We start from the raw sequence: 20,867 nt of genomic DNA, 5'->3' as shown, positions 1-20,867 counted from the left end.
CTTTGACATCCCCGACCGGGGCGTTCCGCCGTATGTCATGAGGAGCCACCTTGCGAGTCCTGGCCGTTGTCCCCGCCCGTGGAGGTTCGGTGGGCGTCCCCCTGAAGAACCTGGCCGCGGTGGGAGGCAGTCCCCTCGTGGCCCGTGCGGTGCGAGCCTGCGTACGCGCCGAACTGGTCGACGAGGTCGTCGTCAGCACCGACCACCGGGACATCGCCGAGGCCGCCCGCGAGGCGGGCGCGACCGTGATCGACCGGCCCGATGAGCTGAGCGGCGCGACCGCCTCCAGCGAGTCCGCCGTGCTGCACGCGCTCGACCACCTCCCCGAGACCCCCGACGTGGTCGTCCTGGTGCAGTGCACCAGCGCGTTCATCGACCCCGCCGACCTCGACGCCGCGGTCACCAGGGTCCTGAACGGCGACGCCGACGTGGTGTTCTCCGGCCTGGAGACACACGAGTTCCTGTGGAACGCCGAGGGCGACGGGGTCAACCACGACCCCGCGCACCGTCCGCGCCGCCAGGACCGCGAGCCGGACTTCCGCGAGACCGGGGCGTTCTACGTCATGCGCGCCCAGGGGCTGCGCGAGCACGGCCACCGCTTCTTCGGCACCGTCGCCGTGCAGCGGGTCTCCCCGCACCACGCCATCGAGGTGGACACCCCCGAGGACCTGGAGATCGCACGGGCGCTGGCGCCGTTCGTGGACCGGCCCGAGCCGATCGACGTGGACGCGGTGATCACCGACTTCGACGGCGTGCACACCGACGACCGCGCCTACGTCGACCAGGACGGCCGCGAGACGGTCGCGGTCAGCCGCTCCGACGGCATGGGGATCTCGCTGCTGCGCCGCTCCGGCGTCAAGCTGATGATCATGTCCACCGAGCACAATCCGGTGGTCGCCGCCCGCGCCCGCAAGCTCGAGGTGCCGGTCCTGCAGGGCCTGACCGACAAGCGGACCGTGCTGCGCGACTGGCTGGCCATCGAGGGCATCGACCCGGCCCGCGTGGCCTACGTCGGCAACGACGTCAACGACCTGGGCCCGATGAGCGACGTCGGCTGGCCGATCACGGTCCCCGACGCCCACCCCCGGGTCCGCGCCGCCGCCAGGACCGTGCTGACCAGGCCCGGCGGCGCCGGAGCCGTCCGCGAGCTGTGCGACCGCGTCCTGGCGGCCCGCCCGGTGGACCAGGTCGAGCTCGCCACCGCCCCCCGGGCCGAGCTGCGGCTCAACCCGATCGCCAGGCCCGTCCAGATCGGCGAGGCGCTGGTCGGCTCCGGACAGCCGGTCTACGTGATCGCCGAGATCGGCATCAACCACAACGGCGACGTGGAGATCGCGCGCCGGCTCATCGACGTGGCGGCCGAGGCCGGCTGCCAGGCGGTCAAGTTCCAGAAGCGCACCCCGGAGATCTGCGTGCCGCTGGAGCAGCGCGACCAGATCCGGCAGACGCCCTGGGGCGAGATGACCTACCTGGAGTACAAGATCAGGACCGAGTTCGGCCTGAAGGAGTACAGCCAGATCGCCGAGCACTGCCGGGAGCGCGGCCTGGAGTGGTTCGCCTCGCCGTGGGACGTGCCGTCGGTGGAGTTCCTGGAGAGCATGGACGTGGTGACCCACAAGGTCGCCTCGGCCAGCGTGACCGATCTGGAGCTGCTCCGCGCGCTCGCCTCGACCGGCAAGCCGATCATCCTGTCCACCGGCATGTCCACGCTGGAGGAGATCGACCGGGCCGTGGAGGTCCTCGGCACCTCCAGGCTGGTGCTGATGCACGCCACCTCCACCTACCCCCTCCCCCCCGAGGAGGCCAACCTCCGCACGATCGTCACCCTCCAGGAGCGCTACGGCGTGCCGGTCGGCTACTCCGGCCACGAGCGCGGCCTGCAGATCTCGCTCGCGGCGGTGACGCTGGGCGCGGTGACCGTCGAGCGGCACATCACGCTGGACCGCACCATGTGGGGCTCCGACCACGCCGCCTCGCTGGAGCCGTCCGGGCTGGAGCACCTGGTCCGCGACATCCGGATCATCGAGACCGCCCTGGGCGACGGGATCAAGCGGGTGTTCCCCGGCGAAGAGGCACCGCGCGCCAGACTGCGGCGTTCCTATGGCGACGAGGTGCTTCATCGCGACGCCAACGCGTCACGGTGAGCCGTTTCACGCCGACGCGTCGCTCCGAAGCGGGTCCCGGAACGGAGAGGGTTCGTTGATCACGCTGTCCGTCGTCGTTCCGGTGCGGGACGCGGAGCTCTACATCGGTGACGCGCTGACCTCGCTGGTGAGGAACGCGCGCCGGGATTTCGAGTTCATCGTGGTGGACGACGGGTCGGTGGACGCGACCGGGCAGATCATCGAGGATTTCCGCGCCGATCTGCCCGGTCTGGTGGTGCTGCGCAACGAGGCGCCGGTGGGGCTGGCCGACGCGCGCAACCTCGGGCTCTCCCTCGCCTCGGGCCGCTACGTGACGTTCATGGACGGCGACGACTGGCTGGCCCCGGGGTACCTGGGTGACCTGGTGGCGGCGATCGAGCGGCTCGGCTGCGACTTCGTCAGGGTCGACCACGTGCAGGTGGAGGGCCGCAAACGGGTGATCCACCGGGCGCCGCTCGCCACCCGGGAGAGGGTGCTCACGCCGCGCGAGCACATCCTGCCCGCCCGTTCCAAGACCATGGTCGACTACCCGTACGCCTGGGCGGGGATCTACCGCCGGGACCTGGGCGACCTGCTGACCTTCCCCGGGCACCTGCACACCGCCGAGGACAGGCCGTGGATCTGGCGGCTGCACCGGCGGGCGGGCTCGTTCGCGGTCGTCTCGCTGGCCGGCGTGTTCTACCGACGACTGGTCGCGGGCTCGCTGACCCAGACGGGCGACGCCCGCCAGCTCCACTTCTTCGACGCCTTCGACACGGTCTTCGCCGAGACCGAGGAGGAGTTCATGCCCAAGGCGGTGCGCACCTTCCGCGCGCTGCTCGCCCACCACCTGGAGCTGGACGAGCGGTTCTCCCCCGAGCTGCGCGCCCGCTTCACCGAGCGGGGCGCCGCGACCCTGAGGCGGCTCCCGGCCGGCCTGCTCGCCGAGGCCCGCCTGGACCCGGAGCGCGACGAGATCCTGAACAGGCTCCTGGAGGGCCGATGACACAGCTGTTCTACGCCTCGACCCTGTTCGGCGCGATGACGCTGGCGGCGGCGATCGACGACGGCCGCTTCGGTCCCCGCGACGACCGCCGGGTGCTGCTGGTCTCCAACAACGCGGCGATCCCGGAGATCACCCCCGCCCTGTCCGAGGCGCCGGCCTTCACCGCGCTGCGCCCGCGTTTCGACGAGATCCACTCGTGGAACGAGATCGTGGCCCCGCTGCACCCCTCGGACTGGAAGGCCCGCGTCGTCGAGGTGCCGATGCTCGGCCGCCTGCTCGGCTCGCGCCTGTCCCTGGACGACGGCGTGTCCGAGCTGGTCGTGGAGTCCGTCGCGGTCCCCCCTGCCAGGACCCTGGCCGGGCTGGTCAGGGACTGTCCCGTGTCGGTCTACTCCGACGGCCTGATGAGCTACGGCCCGACCCGCGACCCGCTGCCGCTGGAGATCGCCGGGCGGATCACCCGCCTGCTCCACCTCGACCTCGTCCCGGACCTGAGCCCGCTGCTGCTGTCGGAGTACGGGGTGCCCTCCGAGATCGTCCCGGACCGCGCCTTCCTCGACGTGATCGGCGCGCCGGCCGGCGGGTCCTCCCCGGACCCGGGCGGCGCGCCCTCGGGCCGGGCGATGATCCTCGGCCAGTACCTCTCCGCCCTCGACATCCTCACCCCCGCCGAGGAGGAGGGGCTCCACGCCGGCATGCTGCGCGCCCTCGTCGCCCGGGGATTCGGCGACGTGCTGTTCAAGCCCCATCCGGCCGCCGGGCGCCGGCACGCCCTGCGGTTGCGCGAGACCGCCGCCGAGCTGGGCGTCGAGCTGGAGGTGGTCGCGCAGACCGTTCCCGCCGAGTCGTGCTTCGCCGCGTCCCGGCCGGACCTCGTGGTCGGCTGCTTCTCCACCGCCCTGATCACCGCCGGGCGGTACTTCGGTCTCCCCGTGGCGACGATGGGCGGCGAGCTGGTCCTGGAACGGCTCGTCCCGTACGAGAACAGCAACCGGGTCCCGGTGACGATCACCGACGCGCTGCTGCCGCGCCTGTCGGCGGACGGATCGCTGGAGGACCCGCCGGCGGTGGACCTCCCGGCGCTGGTGGGCGCGGTCGGTCACTGCATGCAGAGCGAGGCGTATCCGGGGCTGCGCGAGACGGCCGCCGCCTACCTGCGGGCGTACGGCCCGGACCGTTACTTCAAGAACCGGCGGCTGGCCGTCCTGGACCTCCTGCCCGTCTCCTCCCCCGCACCCCGGGAGCGATCCGCTCTCGGCAGGCTCCGTGGCCGTCTGACCAGGGCTTTTCCGTCGGCCTGAGCCCGGTTCCCGTCGTCCCCGGACCTGGGTTCGGGGCTCAGGTCCCGGGCGCGGGGCCCGGAGCGGGTCCGGTGCCGTCCGGTCTCGCCGCCACGTACGGGAACCGGTCGCCGCGCGTGTCCGCGAACTCCGCGGGGGACAGCCCGGTGCTCGTCGCCGCGTTCAGCACCAGGGAGAACATGACCTCGGCCGCGTTGTCGGCGAGGGTGCGGCCGTTGTGCTCGGCGAACCCGAAGACGGCCGGGGTGCCCGTCCGGTAGGGCAGCAGGTCGGGAAGCAGGCGGTGGGCCACGGACCTTCCGTAGGCGACCGGGTCGCCCGGGACGCCGTTCGCGGCGGCGACCGCCGCCACGAGACGCGCGATGTGCTCGCTCCCGGCTCCCATCTCGTCGGCGGGGTGGACCAGGTTCGCGGCGCCGGCCTCCTCGCCGTCGTCGGGCCGGAAGATCGGCCACATCATCGGGCGTCCCTCCCGGTTCACCTGCCGCCAGCCGCCCGCGTCGGTGGCGAGCTTGGTGGTGACCCAGACGCCGATGCGCCGGTCGCGGCCCAGGCGCGGGTCCCGGTCGGGGATCTCCAGCACGATCGAGTGGACGGTCGAGCCGGAGAAGCTGTTCTTCGCCGCGCCCGGCTCCCAGCCCGGTGTCTCGACCGGGGCGCCGTTCCTGACGGCCGTGCCGACGGCGCGGACCTGCGTCAGATCGACGTAGAAGGGGTCGAGGGCCCGCCCGGCCCACAGCCGCAGGCCGTCAGGACCCGCGACGACCTCACCGGTCGTGCCCTCGGCGAGGAGGTCGCCTGGCGCGGTGTCGTTGCGGGCGGCGTACCCGGTCAGGACGTGCAGGGTGAGGCGCTGCTCCCCGGAGGGGGCGGGCTCGCCGAACGCCACCCGGTAGGTGAGGTCCTCCGCCGCCGCGCCGTCCATGTGGATCTTGAATTCGTAGCGCGCCTCCGGGTGGAACCCCGGCCGCGTGTCCGGTCCCGACAGGGAGCTGTTCACGTTCAGCACGAGAACGGTCCCGCTCTCGCCTCGGAAGACGTAGTGGTCGGTGATGTCGAGGCGGCCGTCCCGCCGGGCCTGCTCGGAGTCGAGATGATGCGACATGGGACCGTCCTTGGATTCTTCCGATGTCTCCCGACAGGACCCTCACCGCTTTCGCCGGGGGCGACACGACCGGACGTTCAAGGTTGGACCAAGTTCCGGGCCGGGGTACGCCGCCCGGGACACACGGGAGTTCGCCGGGGCTCGCCGGGAACCCGGTGCCGTTCGGTGCCGTTCGGCGCTGTTCGGGGCCGCCGGGCATCGGTCGTCGAGGCCCGACGCGGCCCATCGGGGTCACCGAGGTCACCGGGGTCACCGGGGTCACCGGAGCGCCCGGAGATAGCGGCGCATCCGGCGCTTGGCGCGGTAGCCGGCGCGCAGCACGTTCGGCGGGACCTCCACGCGCATCCGGGCACGGCGGCGGGCGGTGGCGTACTCGGAACCGTCCAGCAGGGAGCGGGCCGGGACGAGCCGCCCCGAGCGGGCCTGGCCGACCAGGGAGACCAGGCGGGAGGTCCAGTCGTCGGCGGCGCGGGGGTGGAAGTAGTTGGCCCGGCACCAGGCGTCGTCCGGGTCCAGGAAACGTCCGGCGGCCAGGTCGTCGAGGGTGCCGAGCAACCCGCTGTCCTCGAAGACCAGATTGATCATCTCTGCGCTCACCCCGAAGTCGGAGAGCACCAGCAGCGGCACCTTGCCGGCGATGGCCTCCAGTGCGGCGGTCGAGCTGACGGTGACGAACCCGGCGGCCCGGTCCAGGTGCTCGTGCATGGGGCCCGTCGCGAAGCGCACGGCGTCGTCCCGTACCCGGCCCTGCTCGGCCAGCGACCGCCACAGGCTCATGTAGTGGTGACGCTCGTTGTGGGTCTGGCGCTCGGTGTCCAGGGCGCGGAGCTTGACGACGACGTCGAGGCCGGGCCGGTGCCGGGCCAGCTCGGCCAGGGCCAGCAGGATGTTCTCGCGCTCCTCCCGGCGCCGGGGGACCTTGGCCTGGGTGGCGAACACCACCCGGTCGCGCGGGCCGGCGACGGCCTTTGCGGCATCGCTCCCGGTTACGAGCCCGATGCCGGGGCCGGTCCCGGTCGCGAGGCCGGTCCCGGGACCCATGCCCGTGCCCGTGCCCGTGCCGGTGCCGGTGCCGAGGCCGGTCGTGGTGGCCTTCCCGGCACCGTGCAGGAACGGCAGCCGGGCCAGTCCCACCTGGCCGCCCCCGCCCAGGGCGCGGCCGATCGCCGAGAACTCCTCGACCTCCCGCCCGCTGTGCAGCACGAACAGCTCGCACCCGCTGCGGAACAGCCACGCCTTCTCGGTGGCGGGGACGGAGATGCCCGGCAGCCCCGACACGAACACCGGCCTGGTCCGCAGCCCGGCCAGGACCTCGGCGACCAGCACGTCCACCACGGGACCGGTGCAGGCGGCCAGCACCACGTCGGGCCTGAACCGCTCGGCGGCCCGGCGCAGCGCGCGGGCCGAGAGCACGGGCGGCTCGGCCGCCGAACCCGCGACGGCGGCCTGGATCTGCGCCGGGGACGGGACGATCGGGGTGCGGATCACCGCCAGCTCCGTCGTACAGCCCGAGGGCAGCTCCCGCAGCAGGCAGGCGGCCCACTTCAGGTAGGAATCGGAGTCGGCCACGGCCAGGACCTTCAACGAGAACCTCCAGCCGGGGGTGTCGTCCCCCGGGGTCGTACGCGGACAGGGAACACGGACGGGAAACGCGGACGAAAAGGGCGGCACGGTACGCGGACGACCGATCCCCGGGGGGATCGCGGGCTCACGGGGTCATCGCGTCACGGCCCGGCGGGTCCGGGGCGCGGGCCGGCGGGTCATGATCCGGCGACCCCGGTGTCGTGGTGGGCGAACATCGACAGGTGGGAGCGGAGCGAGGGCGCCGCCTCGGCCGTCCACCACTCGTCGGGCACGTCCACCGTCCGCACGGCCACGCCCCGCGCCGACAGCAGGATCCGCAGGGAGGTGACCGCGGTGGACGGCAGGCTCAGCACCCGCTGCTCGGCGCCCAGGCCGCGCAGTGTCAGCTCGGCGGGGACGCCTCCGTCGTAGACGGTGATCCCGAGCTGCTCGGCGACCCGGGCGACGTCGTGCGGGTCCTCACGACGGTGCGGGAAGTAGGCCACCGGCCCGTCCGCGCCCAGCCCGGCCAGCCAGGTGAAGTAGTGCTCCCGGTGGATCAGGCCGTTGCGGACCAGTGAGGTGCCCAGGACCACGGTCCGCTCCTGCGGGCGGGGCCTGCGCAGCGGCTGCGAGCGCAGCCAGGCGAAGTCGTGGGTGACCAGGTCGACCCCGGCGGCCCGTACGGCACCGGCCAGGCCGGGGGCGACGGGCAGCGCGGTGAAGATCGAGAGCCGGCCGGAGCGGGCGGCGGCGCGCAGCCGCAGGCCCGCCGCCGCGCCCAGGGCGGTCCTGAGCCGTCCGGCACCGCCGCGCGCCCGCAGCAGGGGCGTCCCGAACCCGCCGGTGATCAGCTCCAGGAGCCTGATCGTGGCCAGGCCGTCGTCGACGATCACGACCCGGCCGGGTGAGGCGGTGAGCCAGCGGAACTGGACCTTGCCGGAGAAGGCGTCGCCCAGCGCCCAGGTGCGTCCCCTGGGCGGGCGGGGCATGTCCTTCCCCGCCTCGGCCAGTTCGAGGCCGGGGGGCAGCCGCAGGCGCCCCAGCTCGCGTGCCGTCACGGCCAGCGGGCGCAGGCCCGCCCGGGGCACGAGGCGGGCGCGGGCGCCGAGCAGCCCGGCATGGTGGGCCTCCACGGCGCAGAGCATCTGCAGCGGGGACTCCACCCAGGCCACGGCCGAACCCTGCTCCCGCGCGTGGTCTCGGCCGTCCTCCACGCCGGGCGATGACCCGTTCACGACCGCCACACCGTAACCCGGCGGCCTTACCGGACCGGGAACTGCGGATGAACAGCGGGCCACGCGCACCTTTTTGTGATCTTGCGTGGTGTTCCGCGGGACACGGGGCCGTTCCGTACACTGCCCGTACCTGAAGATCCACGCCGGGGACCGGCGGCGGGCCGCGCGGCGGGCGGGGCCGGAGAGGGGCGAGCCATGTGGACGGCCAAGGAGATACCCGACCTGACCGGCCGGACGGCGGTGGTCACCGGGGCGAGCGGCGGTATCGGGGTACCGACGGCGCTGGCGCTGGCCGCGCACGGCGCCCGGGTGGTGCTGACCGCCCGTGACCCCGGGCGGGGCCGGGCCGCACTGGAGGAGATCAGGGCGAAGGTCCCGGGGGCCGCGGTCGAGGTGGGGGCGCTCGACCTGTCCGACCTGGGTTCGGTGCGCGCCTTCGCCGAGACGGTCCGCGAGCCGCTGGACCTGCTGGTCAACAACGCCGGGGTGGGGCCGATGCCCCGGGGGACGACCGCCGACGGCTTCGAGACGCAGTTCGGCGTCAACCACCTGGGGCACTTCGCCCTGACCGGCCTGCTGATGCCGCGCCTGCTGGCCGCCCCGGCGGCCCGGGTGGTCACGGTCTCCAGCGGCGCGCACGCCTTCGGGGAGATCGACTTCGACGATCTGGGCCTCGAACGCGGCTACGGCTCGTGGGCCGCCTACGGCCGCTCCAAGCTGGCCAACCTGCTGTTCGCCCTGGAGCTGCAGCGTCGCGCCGAGGCGTCGGGGGCGACCCTGCTCAGCCTGGCGGCCCATCCGGGCACGACCGCCACCGGCATCCTGAGGACGGGCCGCCCCCTCAGCGTCCTGATGCGCCTGCTGCTGCGCTCGCCCGCCAAGGGCGCCCTGCCCTCCCTGTACGCCGCCACCTCTCCCGAGGCCGAGGGCGGGCAGTACGTCGGCCCCGGGCCCCGGGTGCTGCGTCCCTCCGCGCGGGCGGCCGATCCGGCGGTGGCGGCGCGCCTGTGGGAGGTGTCGGAGGAGCTGACCGGCGTACGGTTCGCGGAGTCCTGAAGGCGGCCCTGAGCCCTGCCCGGGCATCGCCGGATCCGGTGCCCGGAAGGGCCTCGCGAGGGGTTTGAATAGGTTTTGAATAGGTTTACGAGGGGGTCGTCCGGCGCTCCCCGAGTTTTTACCATCGAAGGCCAGTTCGATGAAACGCGCCCTCGGTGACGTCCGGGGCGGGCGTCCCGGCACACCTCCGGAGACCTCTGCCCGCGCGAGGGGGAGTCGGCGTACCACGACCGGATCGCCGGGGGCAGCGGGATTCCTCGCCCGGCCGACCGGAAAAGCCCGGCCCCGGAAAGGGGCACGCGCAGGTCGCGGGAAGGGCGATCCATTCCCCTCCCCCGGGGGCGGAATACCCCTCCCTACCCTCCTGACCAGGGCCTACTGCCACGTGAAGGCAATATGTCTTGCTTGTAATCGTCTGTCCGGATGACGTAAGTTCATCCCGTTCATGGCAAATGTCTAGGTCTATCCAGGTCTGAGCATTGCCGTCACATTGCCCGACCGTGTCTCGTCGGAGCGGACCCCCTCCGCCCCCGGTGAGCACGGCCGCCGAATCCGCGAGGTCTGCGGAACCGGGGAACCACGTTCCTGGGGTGAATCAACGCATCCGTGCGTCGTAGGGCACTTCCCAGCCCGAACCCGTCAGCTAACCCGGTAGGTGGAATGGAAGCGACGCAAGGAGTCGAACCCCCATCATGACCGAGCACACCCCCACCCCCACCCGCACCCCCACCGCCCCCCGACTGGCACGCATCCTGCTCAGCGCCGCCGTCGTCCTGGCCGCCGGGGTCTCGGGCCCCGCCGCACTGGCCGACGACCACACCTCCCTGACCCCTCCCGCCGACACCAGGACCGCGGAGGTCTCGCAGGACGCCGGATCCGCCACCCCCCTGGAGATCGCGGCCCAGCGGCTTCCCAAGGTCACGGCCGCGCAGGTGCTGAACCTGGCCGCGCAGCAGATCGGCGTCCGGGAGAACTCCATGGGCGGCGGGACCAAGTTCCACCAGTGGTACATGTCCTCCCCCCGTGCCCAGGAGACCGCCGCCCGCGACGGAGGCAACATCTACGGCTACGCCAACGCCCCCTGGTGCGCGATGTTCGTGTCCTGGGTCGGCGAGATGGCCGGCATCCGGCCCACGATGGGCTGGGACGCCTACACCGTCACCCACGCCAAGTGGTTCGCGGAGAACGGGCACTGGGGCACCGTCCCCACCCCCGGCGCCGTCGTCTACTTCGACTGGCAGCAGGGCAAGAGCATCGACGGGATCGACCACGTCGGCTTCGTCAAGCAGGACAACGGGGACGGCACGATCACCACGATCGAGGGCAACACCGGCAACGGTGACGTCGAGCAGCTCGTCCGGCCCGTCTCCGAGGTCGTCGGCTACGGCTACCCGGTCTACGCCGGCTGACCCCTCCCATCCCCTCCCGACCGGCCGGGGTCTTCACCCGGCCGGGACGCACCCGTCGTCCACCGTGCCCGCCCATGACCGCCCATGACCGCCTGCGCCTGCCTGTGACCGCCCGTGCCCGCCGTCCCACCCACCAGGGAGGCGGGCCTCGCCGTGCGCGCCCTCCGGCCCCCACGCGGCCGTACGGGATCCCGTGCGCGTGAGCCGTACCACCCCAGCGCCGGCCACACCCCGCGGGTACGACGACACCCTCGGGCACGACGACACGCGGACGCCGACCGCAGGGCCGGGCACGACCGTACGCGGGCATGACCCGTACGCCGGGCATGACGGCAGGCGGGCACGGCGACAGCGAGCACGACGGCACGCGGGTGCGACGGCACCGCGACCGTACGGGGCATGGCGGCATGATGGCACGAAGGCGGGGCCCCGCGCTGGATCACACCCGGATCGGCCCCGGGTTGGGAGCGCGAAATGCCCTGACTGTATGCCCGTGTGATGGGAGCGCTCCCAAAACCCTATATGGGATGTATATCACCATTTAGGGCCTCTAGACCCCGCAAAACGCCTCGCATGTAACGGTTACGTTTCGGCGTATTGACGTGCTGGACGCCCATCGTCCACTCTTCGTGGGAGCGCTCCCAAAGCTCATTGAGGAAAGACCACATCGTGAGACCGCGTTGTCGGGGCCGGTGAGCGATGTCATCTCCCAATGATTCGGGCGACCACCTGAGAGGGGTCCGGAATGTTGAACAACAAGCGGCAGGGCAAGCTGGCCGCCGTAGCGGTCATGGCGGCCACCGCCCTGGCCATCACGTCGTGCAGTTCCAGCGAGCCCGCCAAGCCCGCAGCCGGTGGTTCCTCCACCGCGGCCGCGGCCGAGCCGGTGACGATCACCGTGCACACCTTCGGAGGTGGCGAGAACTTCGGCTACGACAAGGCCGTGGAGACCTGGAACGCCGCTCACCCGAACATCCAGGTCAAGTACCAGAACCTGACCGACCGGTTCGAGGACGTCTACCTGCCGCAGCTGCTCCAGCGCCTCCAGGCCAACAGCGGCGCGGCCGACATCATCGCCCTGGACGAGGGCGCGATGGGCCTCATGAAGGCCCGTCCGCAGTTCTTCACCGACCTGGCCGAGTACGGGCTGGACAGCCGCAAGGCCGACTTCCCCGCTGCCAAGTGGGACAACGGCATCAACGCCGACAGCAAGCTCTTCGCCCTGGGCACCGACATCGGCGGCATGACCATGTGCTACCGCAAGGACCTGTTCGAGAAGGCGGGCCTGCCCAGCGAGCGCGAAGAGGTCGGCAAGCTCTGGCCGGACTGGAACGCCTTCATGGAGGTCGGCAAGAAGTTCCAGGCCGCCAACCCGGCCAAGGGCGACCCCAAGTTCCTCGACGGCCCGAACACGCTCTACAACGTGATCCTGTCGCAGGAGGCGCCGAAGAACGGCAACATCGCCTACTTCGACAAGGAGAACAAGCTCGTCCTCGAGACCAACCCCGCGATCAAGACCTCCTTCGACACGGTGAAGAGCTTCAGCGAGGCGGGCCTGACCGCCAAGCTCGCCTCCTTCACCCCGCCGTGGAACGCCGCCATCAAGAAGGGCGGCTTCGCGACCATGGGCTGCCCGGCCTGGATGCTCGGCGTGGTCTCCGGCGCGGCCGGTGAGGGCAACAAGGGCAAGTGGGACGTCGCGGCGGTTCCCGGCGGCGCCGGCAACTGGGGCGGCTCCTACCTGGCGATCCCCAAGCAGAGCAAGCACCCCAAGGAGGCCGCTGAGGTCCTGAACTACCTCACCGGCAAGGAGGGCCACGTCATGGCCTTCCAGGAGGCCGCCGCCTTCCCGAGCTCCCTCCCCGCCCAGCAGGACCCCGCGGTCGCCGACCTGAAGAACGAGTTCTTCAACGACGCCCCGACCGGCAAGATCTTCGGTGAGTCGGTCAAGGACCTGCTGCCGGTCTTCCTCGGCGAGAAGCACGCCCAGGTCAAGACCTCGGTGGAGAAGGTCCTGGAAGGGATGGACCAGGGCTCGATCCCCTACGGCGAGGCCTGGACCAAGTTCATCGAGGCCGGCGTCAAGGCAGCGGGCTGATCCCTCTCCCGACCCGCATCGGCCCGGCGGCGGTGAGCCCGCCGCCGGGCCGGTCGTCTGCCCCCGCTGAAAGGCTCTGACCGATGACACTGCACGTCGATTCCCCGGCCGCTCCGCCCCGGCCCGGCCCCGAGCGGCCGACGGGGCACCGCGGACCGCGACGCGGCAGCGGGTGGGCCCGGTTCGATCTCCGGGCGACCCCCTACTTCCTCGTCTCCCCGTACTTCCTGCTCTTCGCCGTCTTCGGCATCTTCCCCCTCGGCTACACCCTCTGGGTCTCGCTGCACGAGTGGGAGCTGGCCGGCGACAAGACCCTGGTGGGGCTCGACAACTACGTCGAGCTGATCACCGACGAGGCCTTCTGGAACGCGGTGATCAACACCCTCGGCATGTTCGTCATGTCGACGATCCCGCAGCTCGTCCTCGCCCTGCTCCTGGCCAACGCGCTCAACAAGCGCATCCGGGGACGGCTCTTCTTCCGCCTCGGCGTGCTGCTGCCGCTGATCACCTCCGTCGTCGCCGTCGCCGTCGTCTTCACCCAGCTCTACGGCCGCGACTACGGCATGATCAACTGGTTCCTGAGCCTCTTCAACGTCGACGCGATCAACTGGCAGAACGAGAAGTGGTCCTCGTGGATCGCGATCTCGACCATGATCGACTGGCGCTGGACCGGCTACAACGCGATCATCCTGCTGGCCGCGATGCAGACGATCCCCAAGGACCTCTACGAGGCCGCCTCCATCGACGGCGCCTCGGCCAGGCGGCAGTTCTGGCAGATCACCTTCCCGATGCTGCGCCCGACCATCATCTTCGTGGTGTTCATCTCCACCATCGGCGGGCTGACGCTCTTCACCGAGCCGGTCATGTTCGACGGCAACCCGACGATGGCGGGCGGCGCCACCGGCCAGTACCAGACCGTGGCGATGTTCATCGTCAAGGAGGCGTTCCGCGACTTCGACTTCGGCTACGCCGCGGCCGCCTCGTGGCTGCTGTTCGCGCTGATCCTGATCGGAACGCTCATCAACTACTCCTTCACCCGCCGTATCGGGGGTTCCAAGTGACGGCCACCCAGCTCAAGCGCCCCCCGGCGCCGCCCAGGCGCCGCCAGGGCCCCGCGGCCGCGCGGAACAGCATCTGGGACGCCGGCCCCATGACGAAGGTCGTGCTGGCCTTCGCCCTCGTCCTCTCGGCGTTCCCGATCTACTACATGTTCATCATGGCCACCCGGACCAACGAGGAGGCCATCGACGTCCCGCCGCCGCTCCTGCCCGGCGGTCACCTCGGTGAGAACATCCAGCGGCTGCTGTCCACCGAGGACGCCTACTTCGTGACCGGCCTGATCAACTCGGCCATCGTCTCGATCACGGTGACGGTCTCGGTCGTGCTGATCTCCACCCTGGCCGGGTTCGCCTTCGCCAAGCTGCGCTTCCGGGGCAGCAAGATCATGCTGGGCCTGATCCTGGTGACGATGATGGTCCCGCTCCAGCAGATGGGCATCGTGCCGCTGTACGAGCTCATGGTCACGCTCGGCTGGACCGGCCAGCTCAAGGCGGTCATCCTGCCCTTCCTGGTCAACGGCTTCGGCGTCTTCATGATGACCCAGTACGCCACCCAGGCGGTGCCGGACGAGCTGGTCGAGGCGGCCCGCGTCGACGGCGCCTCCACCATGCGCATCTACGTGAACGTCATCCTCCCGGCGCTCCGCCCCGGTATGGCGGTGCTGGCCCTGCTGGTCTTCATGCAGACGTGGAACGAGTTCATGTGGCCCTTGATCGTCCTGAACCCGGACAACCCGGTGGTCCAGACGTCGATCGCCGCGCTCAACCAGGCGCACGGAACCGACTACGTGATGCTCTTCACCGGCACCGCGGCGTCCGTCCTGCCCCTGTTCATCGTTTTCATCGCGTTCGGCCGCCAGATCGTCGGCGGACTCATGGAAGGTGCGGTCAAGGCGTGACCACGCAAGAGACTCGTATCACGACCCCGGATCTGATGTTCCCCACCGACTTCGTCTGGGGAGCGGCGACCTCCGCCTACCAGATCGAGGGCGCCGTGACCCAGGACGGGCGGGGAACGTCCATCTGGGACACGTTCGTCAAGCAGCCGGGGCGGGTGGTGAACGGCGAGCACGCCGACGTCGCCATCGACCACTACAACCGCTACCGGGACGACGTGCGGATGATGGCCGAACTCGGCCTCGGCGCGTACCGGTTCTCCGTCTCCTGGCCCCGCGTCCAGCCCGACGGGCGCGGCGCCCTCAACCCCGGGGGCATCGACTTCTACAGCCGCCTGGTGGACGAGCTGCTGTCGCGGGGCGTCGACCCCTGGGTGACGCTCTACCACTGGGACCTGCCCCAGGCGCTGGAGGACGAGGGCGGCTGGCCGGCGCGCGACACGTCGAAGCGCTTCGCCGACTACGCCGCGGCCGTGCACGAGGCACTGGGCGACCGGGTGCGCAACTGGAGCACGGTCAACGAGCCCTGGTGCTCGGCGTTCCTCGGGTACGCCTCGGGCGAGCACGCCCCCGGGCGCCGTGAGCCCGAGAAGGCCGTGTTCGCCGCCCACCACCTGCTGCTCGCGCACGGCCTGGCCGCGCAGGCGATCCGGGCCCAGCGCCCGGACACCGTCATCGGCGGCTGCGTCAACCTGTACGCGATCTCCCCGCAGACCACCTCCGAGGCCGACCGCGACGCCGCGCGCCGCATCGACGGCCTGCAGAACCGCTTCTTCCTCGACGCCCTGCTCAAGGGCGAGTACCCCGAGGACGTGCTGGAGGACCTCGGCCGGCCGGAAGGGCTCGTCCAGGACGGCGACATGGAGATCATCTCGACGCCGCTGGACAAGCTGCTGATCAACTACTACAGCCGCTTCACCGTCTCGGGCACCCCGGGCGGCGCGGCGTCGGCCGCGGCGGCGCCGACCGACACCGGGTCGCCCTGGGTCGGCAGCGAGCACGTGTCGTTCGTCGGGGGCGGCCGTCCGGTGACCGCCATGGGCTGGGAGATCGACAACACCGGCCTGCTGGAGATCCTGCAGCGGCTGGCCGCCGAGTACCCGCGCGTCCCCCTGGTCATCTCCGAGAACGGCGCGGCCTTCGACGACGTGATGGAGGACGACGGCTCGGTCCGCGACCACGACCGGGTGAGCTACATCGAGGCCCACCTGCGCACCTGCCACGCCGCGATCGAGGCCGGGATCCCGCTGGAGGGCTACTTCGCCTGGTCGCTCATGGACAACTTCGAGTGGGCCTGGGGCTACGGCAAGCGTTTCGGGCTGGTCCACGTCGACTACGAGACCCAGGTCAGAGTTCCCAAAGAGAGCGCTCTCTGGTATGCCGGGACAATCAGGCGTGGTGGCCTGAGCGGTCCGGCAGAATAAGGAGCCGGCGAATTCAGCACTGGGGGATCCAACACATGAACGGCGACCGTCGTCCGACGCTAGAGGCGGTCGCGGCTCTGGCCGGTGTCGGCCGCGGTACGGTGTCGCGGGTCATCAACGGCTCACCCAAGGTGAGCGAGAAGGCCCGTGGCGCCGTGCTGCACGCCATCGAGGAGCTGGGCTACGTTCCCAACCGGGCGGCGCGCGCCCTGGTGACCCGGCGTACCGACACCGTGGCGCTGGTCGTCTCCGAGTCCGAACTGCGGGTCTTCGACGAACCGTACTTCGCCGGGACCATCCGTGGCATCGGGTCGGCTCTTTCCGAGACCGGTCTGCAACTGATCCTCGCGATGGCCCAGTCGATGCAGGACCACGAGCGGCTGGAGCACTACCTGACCGGCCAGCACGTGGACGGGGTGCTGCTGATCTCGCTGCACGGCGCCGACCCGCTTCCGGGGCGGCTGGAGGCGATGGGCGTGCCGACCGTGATCGGCGGCAGGCCCGTCGGCCTGACCCCCTACAGCTACGTCGACGTGGACAACAGGGCCGGGGCCAGGCAGGCGGTCAAGTACCTGCTGGCCAAGGGACGTCGCAAGATCGCCACCATCGCCGGGCCGCAGGACATGGGCGTGGGGGTCGACCGGCTCGCCGGCTACCGCGACGCGCTGCTCGCCACCGGCGTGCGCGAGGCGGTGGCCTACGGGGACTTCAGCGAGGAGAGCGGCATGGAGGCCATGCGCTCCCTGCTGACCGCCAGCCCGGACCTGGACGCCGTGTTCACCGCCTCGGACCCGATGGCGCTGGGCGCGATGCGGGTCCTGCGCGAGGAGGGCAGGACGATCCCCGGTGACGTCGCGGTGATCGGCTTCGACGACTCCCCCGCCGGGGCGCACTCCTCCCCGGCCCTGACCACGGTGCACCAGCCCACCGAGTCGATGGGCCGGCAGATGGCCCACCTGCTCGTCGCCCGCATCAACGGCGAGCACCTGGAGCAGCCGGTGGTGATACTGGACACCCACCTGATCGAGCGCTCGTCGGCCTGACGGCCCTCCCGGCACCCGATCCGGCGCCCCGCCCCACCGGCGGCCCTCCACGCCTTCCCTGCGGCCCTCCACGCCGTCCGGGCGGCCCTCCAGGCCCGCCCGGGCGGCTGGACGGCTGGACGGTCCCCGCGAGAGTGACGGGAACCACCCGGAAACCCGTTCCCCCGGACGCTTCCGTGTGTCATCATTTCACTGGGTGATGAATTATGACACGGAACACATGCGTGATCGCCGGGGGCGGCCCGGCGGGGGCCATGCTCGCACTGCTGCTGGCCAGGGCCGGCGTCGAGGTGACGCTCCTGGAGAAGCACGGCGACTTCCTGCGGGACTTCAGGGGTGACACCATCCATCCGTCGACCCTCCAGATCATCGACGAGCTGGGGCTGGCCGAGGAGTTCCACCGGATCCCGCACCGCAAGTCGTACACGATGGAGATCCAGACCGACGACGCCACGGTGCCGGTGGCCGACCTGACGAGGCTGAGGGGCCGCTACGGCTACATCGCCTTCGTCCCGCAGTGGGACTTCCTGGACCTGCTGACCCGGGCGGCCGCGCGGTACCCGGCCTTCCGCCTGGTGATGAACGCCGAGGTGCACGGCGTGATCCGCGAGGGCGGCTCGGTGCGCGGGGTGCGCTACCGCGACCCCTCCGGCGAGCACGAGCTGCGCGCGACCCTCACCGTGGCCGCCGACGGCCGCGGATCCGACGTACGCCGGGCCGCGGGCCTCGTCCCCGTGGAGCAGGGGGCCCCGATGGACGTGGTCTGGTTCCGGCTGCCCCGCGAGCCGTCCGACCCCGGCTCGACGTTCCTGCGGCTCTCCACCCGCGGCCTGATGGTCTCGATCAACCGCGAGACCTACTGGCAGCTCGCCTACCTGATCCCCAAGGGGGGCTTCGAGGCCCTGCGCTCGGAGGGGATCGACGCGCTGCGCGGCCCGGTCGCCGAGCTGCTGCCCTTCCTGGCCGGCCGGATCGGGCTGCTGACCGGTTTCGAGGACGTCAGCGTGCTGTCGGTGGCGCTCAACCGGCTGCGCCGCTGGCACCGGCCGGGGCTGCTGGTCATCGGCGACGCCGCGCACGCCATGTCGCCGATCTTCGGCGTCGGCATCAACCTGGCCGTGCAGGACGCGGTCGCCGCCGCCAACCTGCTGGCCGGTCCGCTCGCCGCCGGGGCGGACATCCCCGAGTCGCTGCTCGCCCGCCTCCAGCGCAGGCGTACCCCGCCGACCGTCCTGACCCAGCTCGCCCAGCGGCTCGTCCAGGACCGGCTGATCCGCCCGGCGCTGACCGGCAGGGGCCGTCCGCTGCCGCTGCCCCGGGATCTTTCCCGCCTTCCGGTCGTAGGCGCTCTGACCAGGCGTTTCATCGGAAACGGCCTCCTTCCCGAGCATGTCAGGACCCCTGAGCGATCTCACCAGGCATAAAGACGTTCTCACTGCGTGGACAAACGGGTCGGTCCGCCCGGCCGGTTGCAATAGCCTGGTCGTCGTGAGCATCAACCTCGATTCCTGGCGTCAGTTGCCCGCGGCGCAGCAACCCGCGTGGCCCGACCGCGACGAGCTGGACAAGGTCGTCAACGAGCTGAAGGGCCTTCCGCCCCTCGTCTTCGCCGGTGAGTGCGACAACCTCAAGGCGGATCTGGCGGCCGTGACGCGGGGCGAGGCCTTCGTCCTCCAGGGCGGCGACTGCGCCGAGACCTTCGCCGGCGCCACCGCCGACGACGTGCGCAACAAGCTCAAGACGCTGCTCCAGATGGCGATCGTGCTCACCTACGCGGCCAAGGTGCCGGTGGTGAAGATCGGCCGCATGGCCGGCCAGTACGCCAAGCCCCGCTCCAAGAACGACGAGACGCGCGACGGCGTCGAGCTGCCCGCCTACCGGGGCGACATGGTCAACGGCTTCGACTTCACCTCCGAGTCCCGCGTCCCGGACCCGTGGCGGCTGCTGCGCGCCTACCACTCCTCCGCGGTGACCCTCAACCTGGTCCGCGCCTTCACCAAGGGCGGCTACGCCGACCTGCGCCAGGTGCACGCCTGGAACCAGGACTTCGTGATCGAGTCCCCGGCCGGCAAGCGCTACGAGCAGCTCGCCCGCGAGATCGACCAGGCGCTCGCCTTCATGCGCGCCTGCGGGGCCGAGCCCGAGGAGTTCCACACCGTGGAGTTCTACTCCTCGCACGAGGCGCTGATCCTCGACTACGACCGGGCGCTCACCCGGATCGACTCGCGGACCGGCCGCCCCTACGACGTCTCGGCGCACATGGTCTGGATCGGCGAGCGCACCCGCCAGCTCGACGGCGCCCACGTGGAGTTCTTCGCCGGCATCCGCAACCCGATCGGCGTCAAGCTCGGCCCGACGACCAGCGCCGAGGACGCCCTGGCGCTGATCCAGAAGCTCAACCCGGAGAACGAGCCCGGACGGCTGACCTTCATCACCCGGATGGGCGCGGCCAAGATCCGCGATCACCTGCCCGAGCTGGTGGAGAAGGTCACCGCGAGCGGCGCCCAGGTGGCGTGGATCTGCGACCCCATGCACGGCAACACCTTCGAGGCGCCCAGCGGCCACAAGACCCGCCGCCTGGACGACGTCCTGAACGAGGTCGCGGGCTTCTTCGAGGTGCACCGGGCGCTCGGCACCCACCCGGGCGGTGTGCACATCGAGTTCACCGGCGACGACGTCACCGAGTGCGTGGGCGGCGGCGCCGAGATCGTCGAGGACGACCTGGTCCGCCGGTACGAGACGGCCTGCGACCCGCGGCTCAACCGCGGCCAGTCGCTGGACCTGGCCTTCCGGGTGGCCGAGCTCTACCGCTCGGTCTGACCGCCCCCGGGCGGCACGCCCGGACCCGGACGTGCCGGATCCCGGAGGCTCGTCCCGAGCCGGGAGGCGCGTCCGGTCCCGGAAGGACCGGACGCGGATCGGCCCCGGGTGGTCCCGGGCACACGAAGGCCCCGCGCCGTCCGGCAGCGGGGCTCTTTCGTCGCCGAGCCGGCCCTTCGGGCCGGCTCTTCCGAACGTCCTCGGGTCAGCCCTTCTTGACCTCGAGCTCGCCCGCGAGCTCGGCGCGGATCGCGTCCATGTCGAGCGCGCGGACCTGGCCGATGAGGTCCTCCAGGGCGGGCGCGGGCAGGGCGCCCGGCTGGGCGAAGACCACGATGCCGTCGCGGATCGCCATGATCGTCGGGATCGACGTGATCTCGAACCCCTGCGCGAGGGCCTGCTCCGCCTCGGTGTCGATCTTGCCGAACTTGATGTCGGCGTGCTTCGCCGAGGACTTCTCGAAGATCGGGCCGAAGGTGCGGCACGGTCCGCACCAGGACGCCCAGAAGTCCAGCAGGACGATCCCCTCGTCGGCGATGTCGTTGAAGTTCTTCTCGGTTACCTCGATGGTGGCCACCGGTGGCTCCTCCTGTCGCTCACGTCTGTACGGCTGGCATAACCACTTCCCCCCGCCCCGCATTCCATCCCGTTCCCACCGGCCGCGCCGGAGGCCGGGACGAGGAGTCCGCCGCGGGGCCCCCGCCCCCCCCGCCCCCCGCCCCCCCCG

General features: G+C 71.4%; 16 protein-coding genes and 1 riboswitch. Of the genes, 12 read left to right on the top strand and 4 right to left on the bottom strand.

Going from position 1 to position 20,867, the window contains the following annotated elements; translation table 11 throughout:
• The first annotated feature begins 89 nt into the window (after positions 1-89).
• The 3 genes from ACLQ2R_RS38675 to ACLQ2R_RS38665 are packed head-to-tail and all read left to right on the top strand — an operon-like array spanning position 90 to position 4,430.
• Positions 90-2,144: an N-acetylneuraminate synthase family protein gene (locus ACLQ2R_RS38675; protein WP_425966398.1), complete on the top strand. Its 2,055-nt coding sequence runs from the start codon at positions 90-92 to the stop codon at positions 2,142-2,144.
• 55 nt (positions 2,145-2,199) lie between these two features.
• A complete protein-coding gene (locus tag ACLQ2R_RS38670; protein WP_425966397.1) occupies positions 2,200-3,129 on the top strand; it encodes a glycosyltransferase family 2 protein in 930 nt (309 codons plus the stop codon).
• Positions 3,126-4,430, top strand: a complete 1,305-nt coding sequence (locus tag ACLQ2R_RS38665) for a polysialyltransferase family glycosyltransferase (RefSeq protein ID WP_425966396.1) — start codon at positions 3,126-3,128, stop codon at positions 4,428-4,430. The genes ACLQ2R_RS38670 and ACLQ2R_RS38665 overlap by 4 nt, the downstream gene beginning before the upstream one ends.
• A gap of 37 nt (positions 4,431-4,467) precedes the next feature.
• Here ACLQ2R_RS38665 and ACLQ2R_RS38660 read toward each other — a convergent pair whose 3' ends face one another.
• The 3 genes from ACLQ2R_RS38660 to ACLQ2R_RS38650 form a co-directional block, all read right to left on the bottom strand.
• Positions 4,468-5,535, bottom strand: coding sequence for a DUF4331 family protein (locus ACLQ2R_RS38660; protein ID WP_425966395.1), 1,068 nt, complete (start codon positions 5,533-5,535; stop codon positions 4,468-4,470).
• Between the two features lie 258 nt (positions 5,536-5,793).
• A complete protein-coding gene (locus ACLQ2R_RS38655) occupies positions 5,794-7,104 on the bottom strand; it encodes a DUF6716 putative glycosyltransferase (RefSeq protein WP_425966394.1) in 1,311 nt (436 codons plus the stop codon).
• Positions 7,105-7,295: 191 nt separating this feature from the next.
• Positions 7,296-8,336 (bottom strand): hypothetical protein, encoded by a 1,041-nt coding sequence (locus ACLQ2R_RS38650; RefSeq protein ID WP_425966393.1) that lies wholly within the window; start codon positions 8,334-8,336, stop codon positions 7,296-7,298.
• Between the two features lie 195 nt (positions 8,337-8,531).
• Between ACLQ2R_RS38650 and ACLQ2R_RS38645 the strand changes: the two genes are divergently transcribed.
• The 9 genes from ACLQ2R_RS38645 (at position 8,532) to ACLQ2R_RS38605 (ending at position 20,140) form a co-directional block, all read left to right on the top strand.
• A complete protein-coding gene (locus tag ACLQ2R_RS38645; protein ID WP_425966392.1) occupies positions 8,532-9,392 on the top strand; it encodes an oxidoreductase in 861 nt (286 codons plus the stop codon).
• Positions 9,393-9,926: 534 nt separating this feature from the next.
• Positions 9,927-10,065: riboswitch (cyclic di-AMP (ydaO/yuaA leader) on the top strand.
• Positions 10,066-10,084: 19 nt separating this feature from the next.
• Positions 10,085-10,801, top strand: a complete 717-nt coding sequence (locus ACLQ2R_RS38640; protein WP_425966391.1) for a CHAP domain-containing protein — start codon at positions 10,085-10,087, stop codon at positions 10,799-10,801.
• Between the two features lie 745 nt (positions 10,802-11,546).
• Positions 11,547-12,899 (top strand): ABC transporter substrate-binding protein, encoded by a 1,353-nt coding sequence (locus ACLQ2R_RS38635; RefSeq protein WP_425966390.1) that lies wholly within the window; start codon positions 11,547-11,549, stop codon positions 12,897-12,899.
• A gap of 83 nt (positions 12,900-12,982) precedes the next feature.
• Entirely contained in the window at positions 12,983-13,960 is a 978-nt protein-coding gene (locus ACLQ2R_RS38630; protein WP_425966389.1) for a carbohydrate ABC transporter permease, read from the top strand.
• On the top strand, positions 13,957-14,856 hold the full coding sequence (locus ACLQ2R_RS38625; RefSeq protein WP_425966388.1) for a carbohydrate ABC transporter permease: 900 nt from the start codon (positions 13,957-13,959) through the stop codon (positions 14,854-14,856). Before ACLQ2R_RS38630 ends, ACLQ2R_RS38625 begins: the two co-directional genes overlap by 4 nt.
• A gap of 35 nt (positions 14,857-14,891) precedes the next feature.
• The gene (locus tag ACLQ2R_RS38620) at positions 14,892-16,277 is read left to right on the top strand and encodes a GH1 family beta-glucosidase (protein ID WP_425966407.1); all 1,386 of its coding nucleotides are present in this window, start codon (positions 14,892-14,894) and stop codon (positions 16,275-16,277) included.
• A gap of 35 nt (positions 16,278-16,312) precedes the next feature.
• Positions 16,313-17,320 carry a LacI family DNA-binding transcriptional regulator gene (locus tag ACLQ2R_RS38615; RefSeq protein ID WP_425966387.1) on the top strand — a complete coding sequence of 336 codons (1,008 nt, stop codon included), beginning with the start codon at positions 16,313-16,315 and terminating at the stop codon, positions 17,318-17,320.
• Positions 17,321-17,526: 206 nt separating this feature from the next.
• Positions 17,527-18,744 (top strand): FAD-dependent oxidoreductase, encoded by a 1,218-nt coding sequence (locus tag ACLQ2R_RS38610; RefSeq protein WP_425966386.1) that lies wholly within the window; start codon positions 17,527-17,529, stop codon positions 18,742-18,744.
• A gap of 64 nt (positions 18,745-18,808) precedes the next feature.
• Positions 18,809-20,140 (top strand): class II 3-deoxy-7-phosphoheptulonate synthase, encoded by a 1,332-nt coding sequence (locus tag ACLQ2R_RS38605; RefSeq protein ID WP_425966385.1) that lies wholly within the window; start codon positions 18,809-18,811, stop codon positions 20,138-20,140.
• A 205-nt stretch (positions 20,141-20,345) separates the two neighbouring features.
• Here ACLQ2R_RS38605 and ACLQ2R_RS38600 read toward each other — a convergent pair whose 3' ends face one another.
• Complete coding sequence (locus ACLQ2R_RS38600; RefSeq protein WP_425966384.1) at positions 20,346-20,717, bottom strand: thioredoxin family protein; 372 nt, start codon at positions 20,715-20,717, stop codon at positions 20,346-20,348.
• Positions 20,718-20,867 lie beyond the last annotated feature (150 nt).

Source organism: Streptosporangium sp. DT93 (genome assembly GCF_049844535.1).
Lineage (GTDB): Bacteria > Actinomycetota > Actinomycetes > Streptosporangiales > Streptosporangiaceae > Streptosporangium.
Note: the sequence above shows the minus strand (reverse complement) of the source record. Positions and strands in the feature narration are given on the sequence as shown.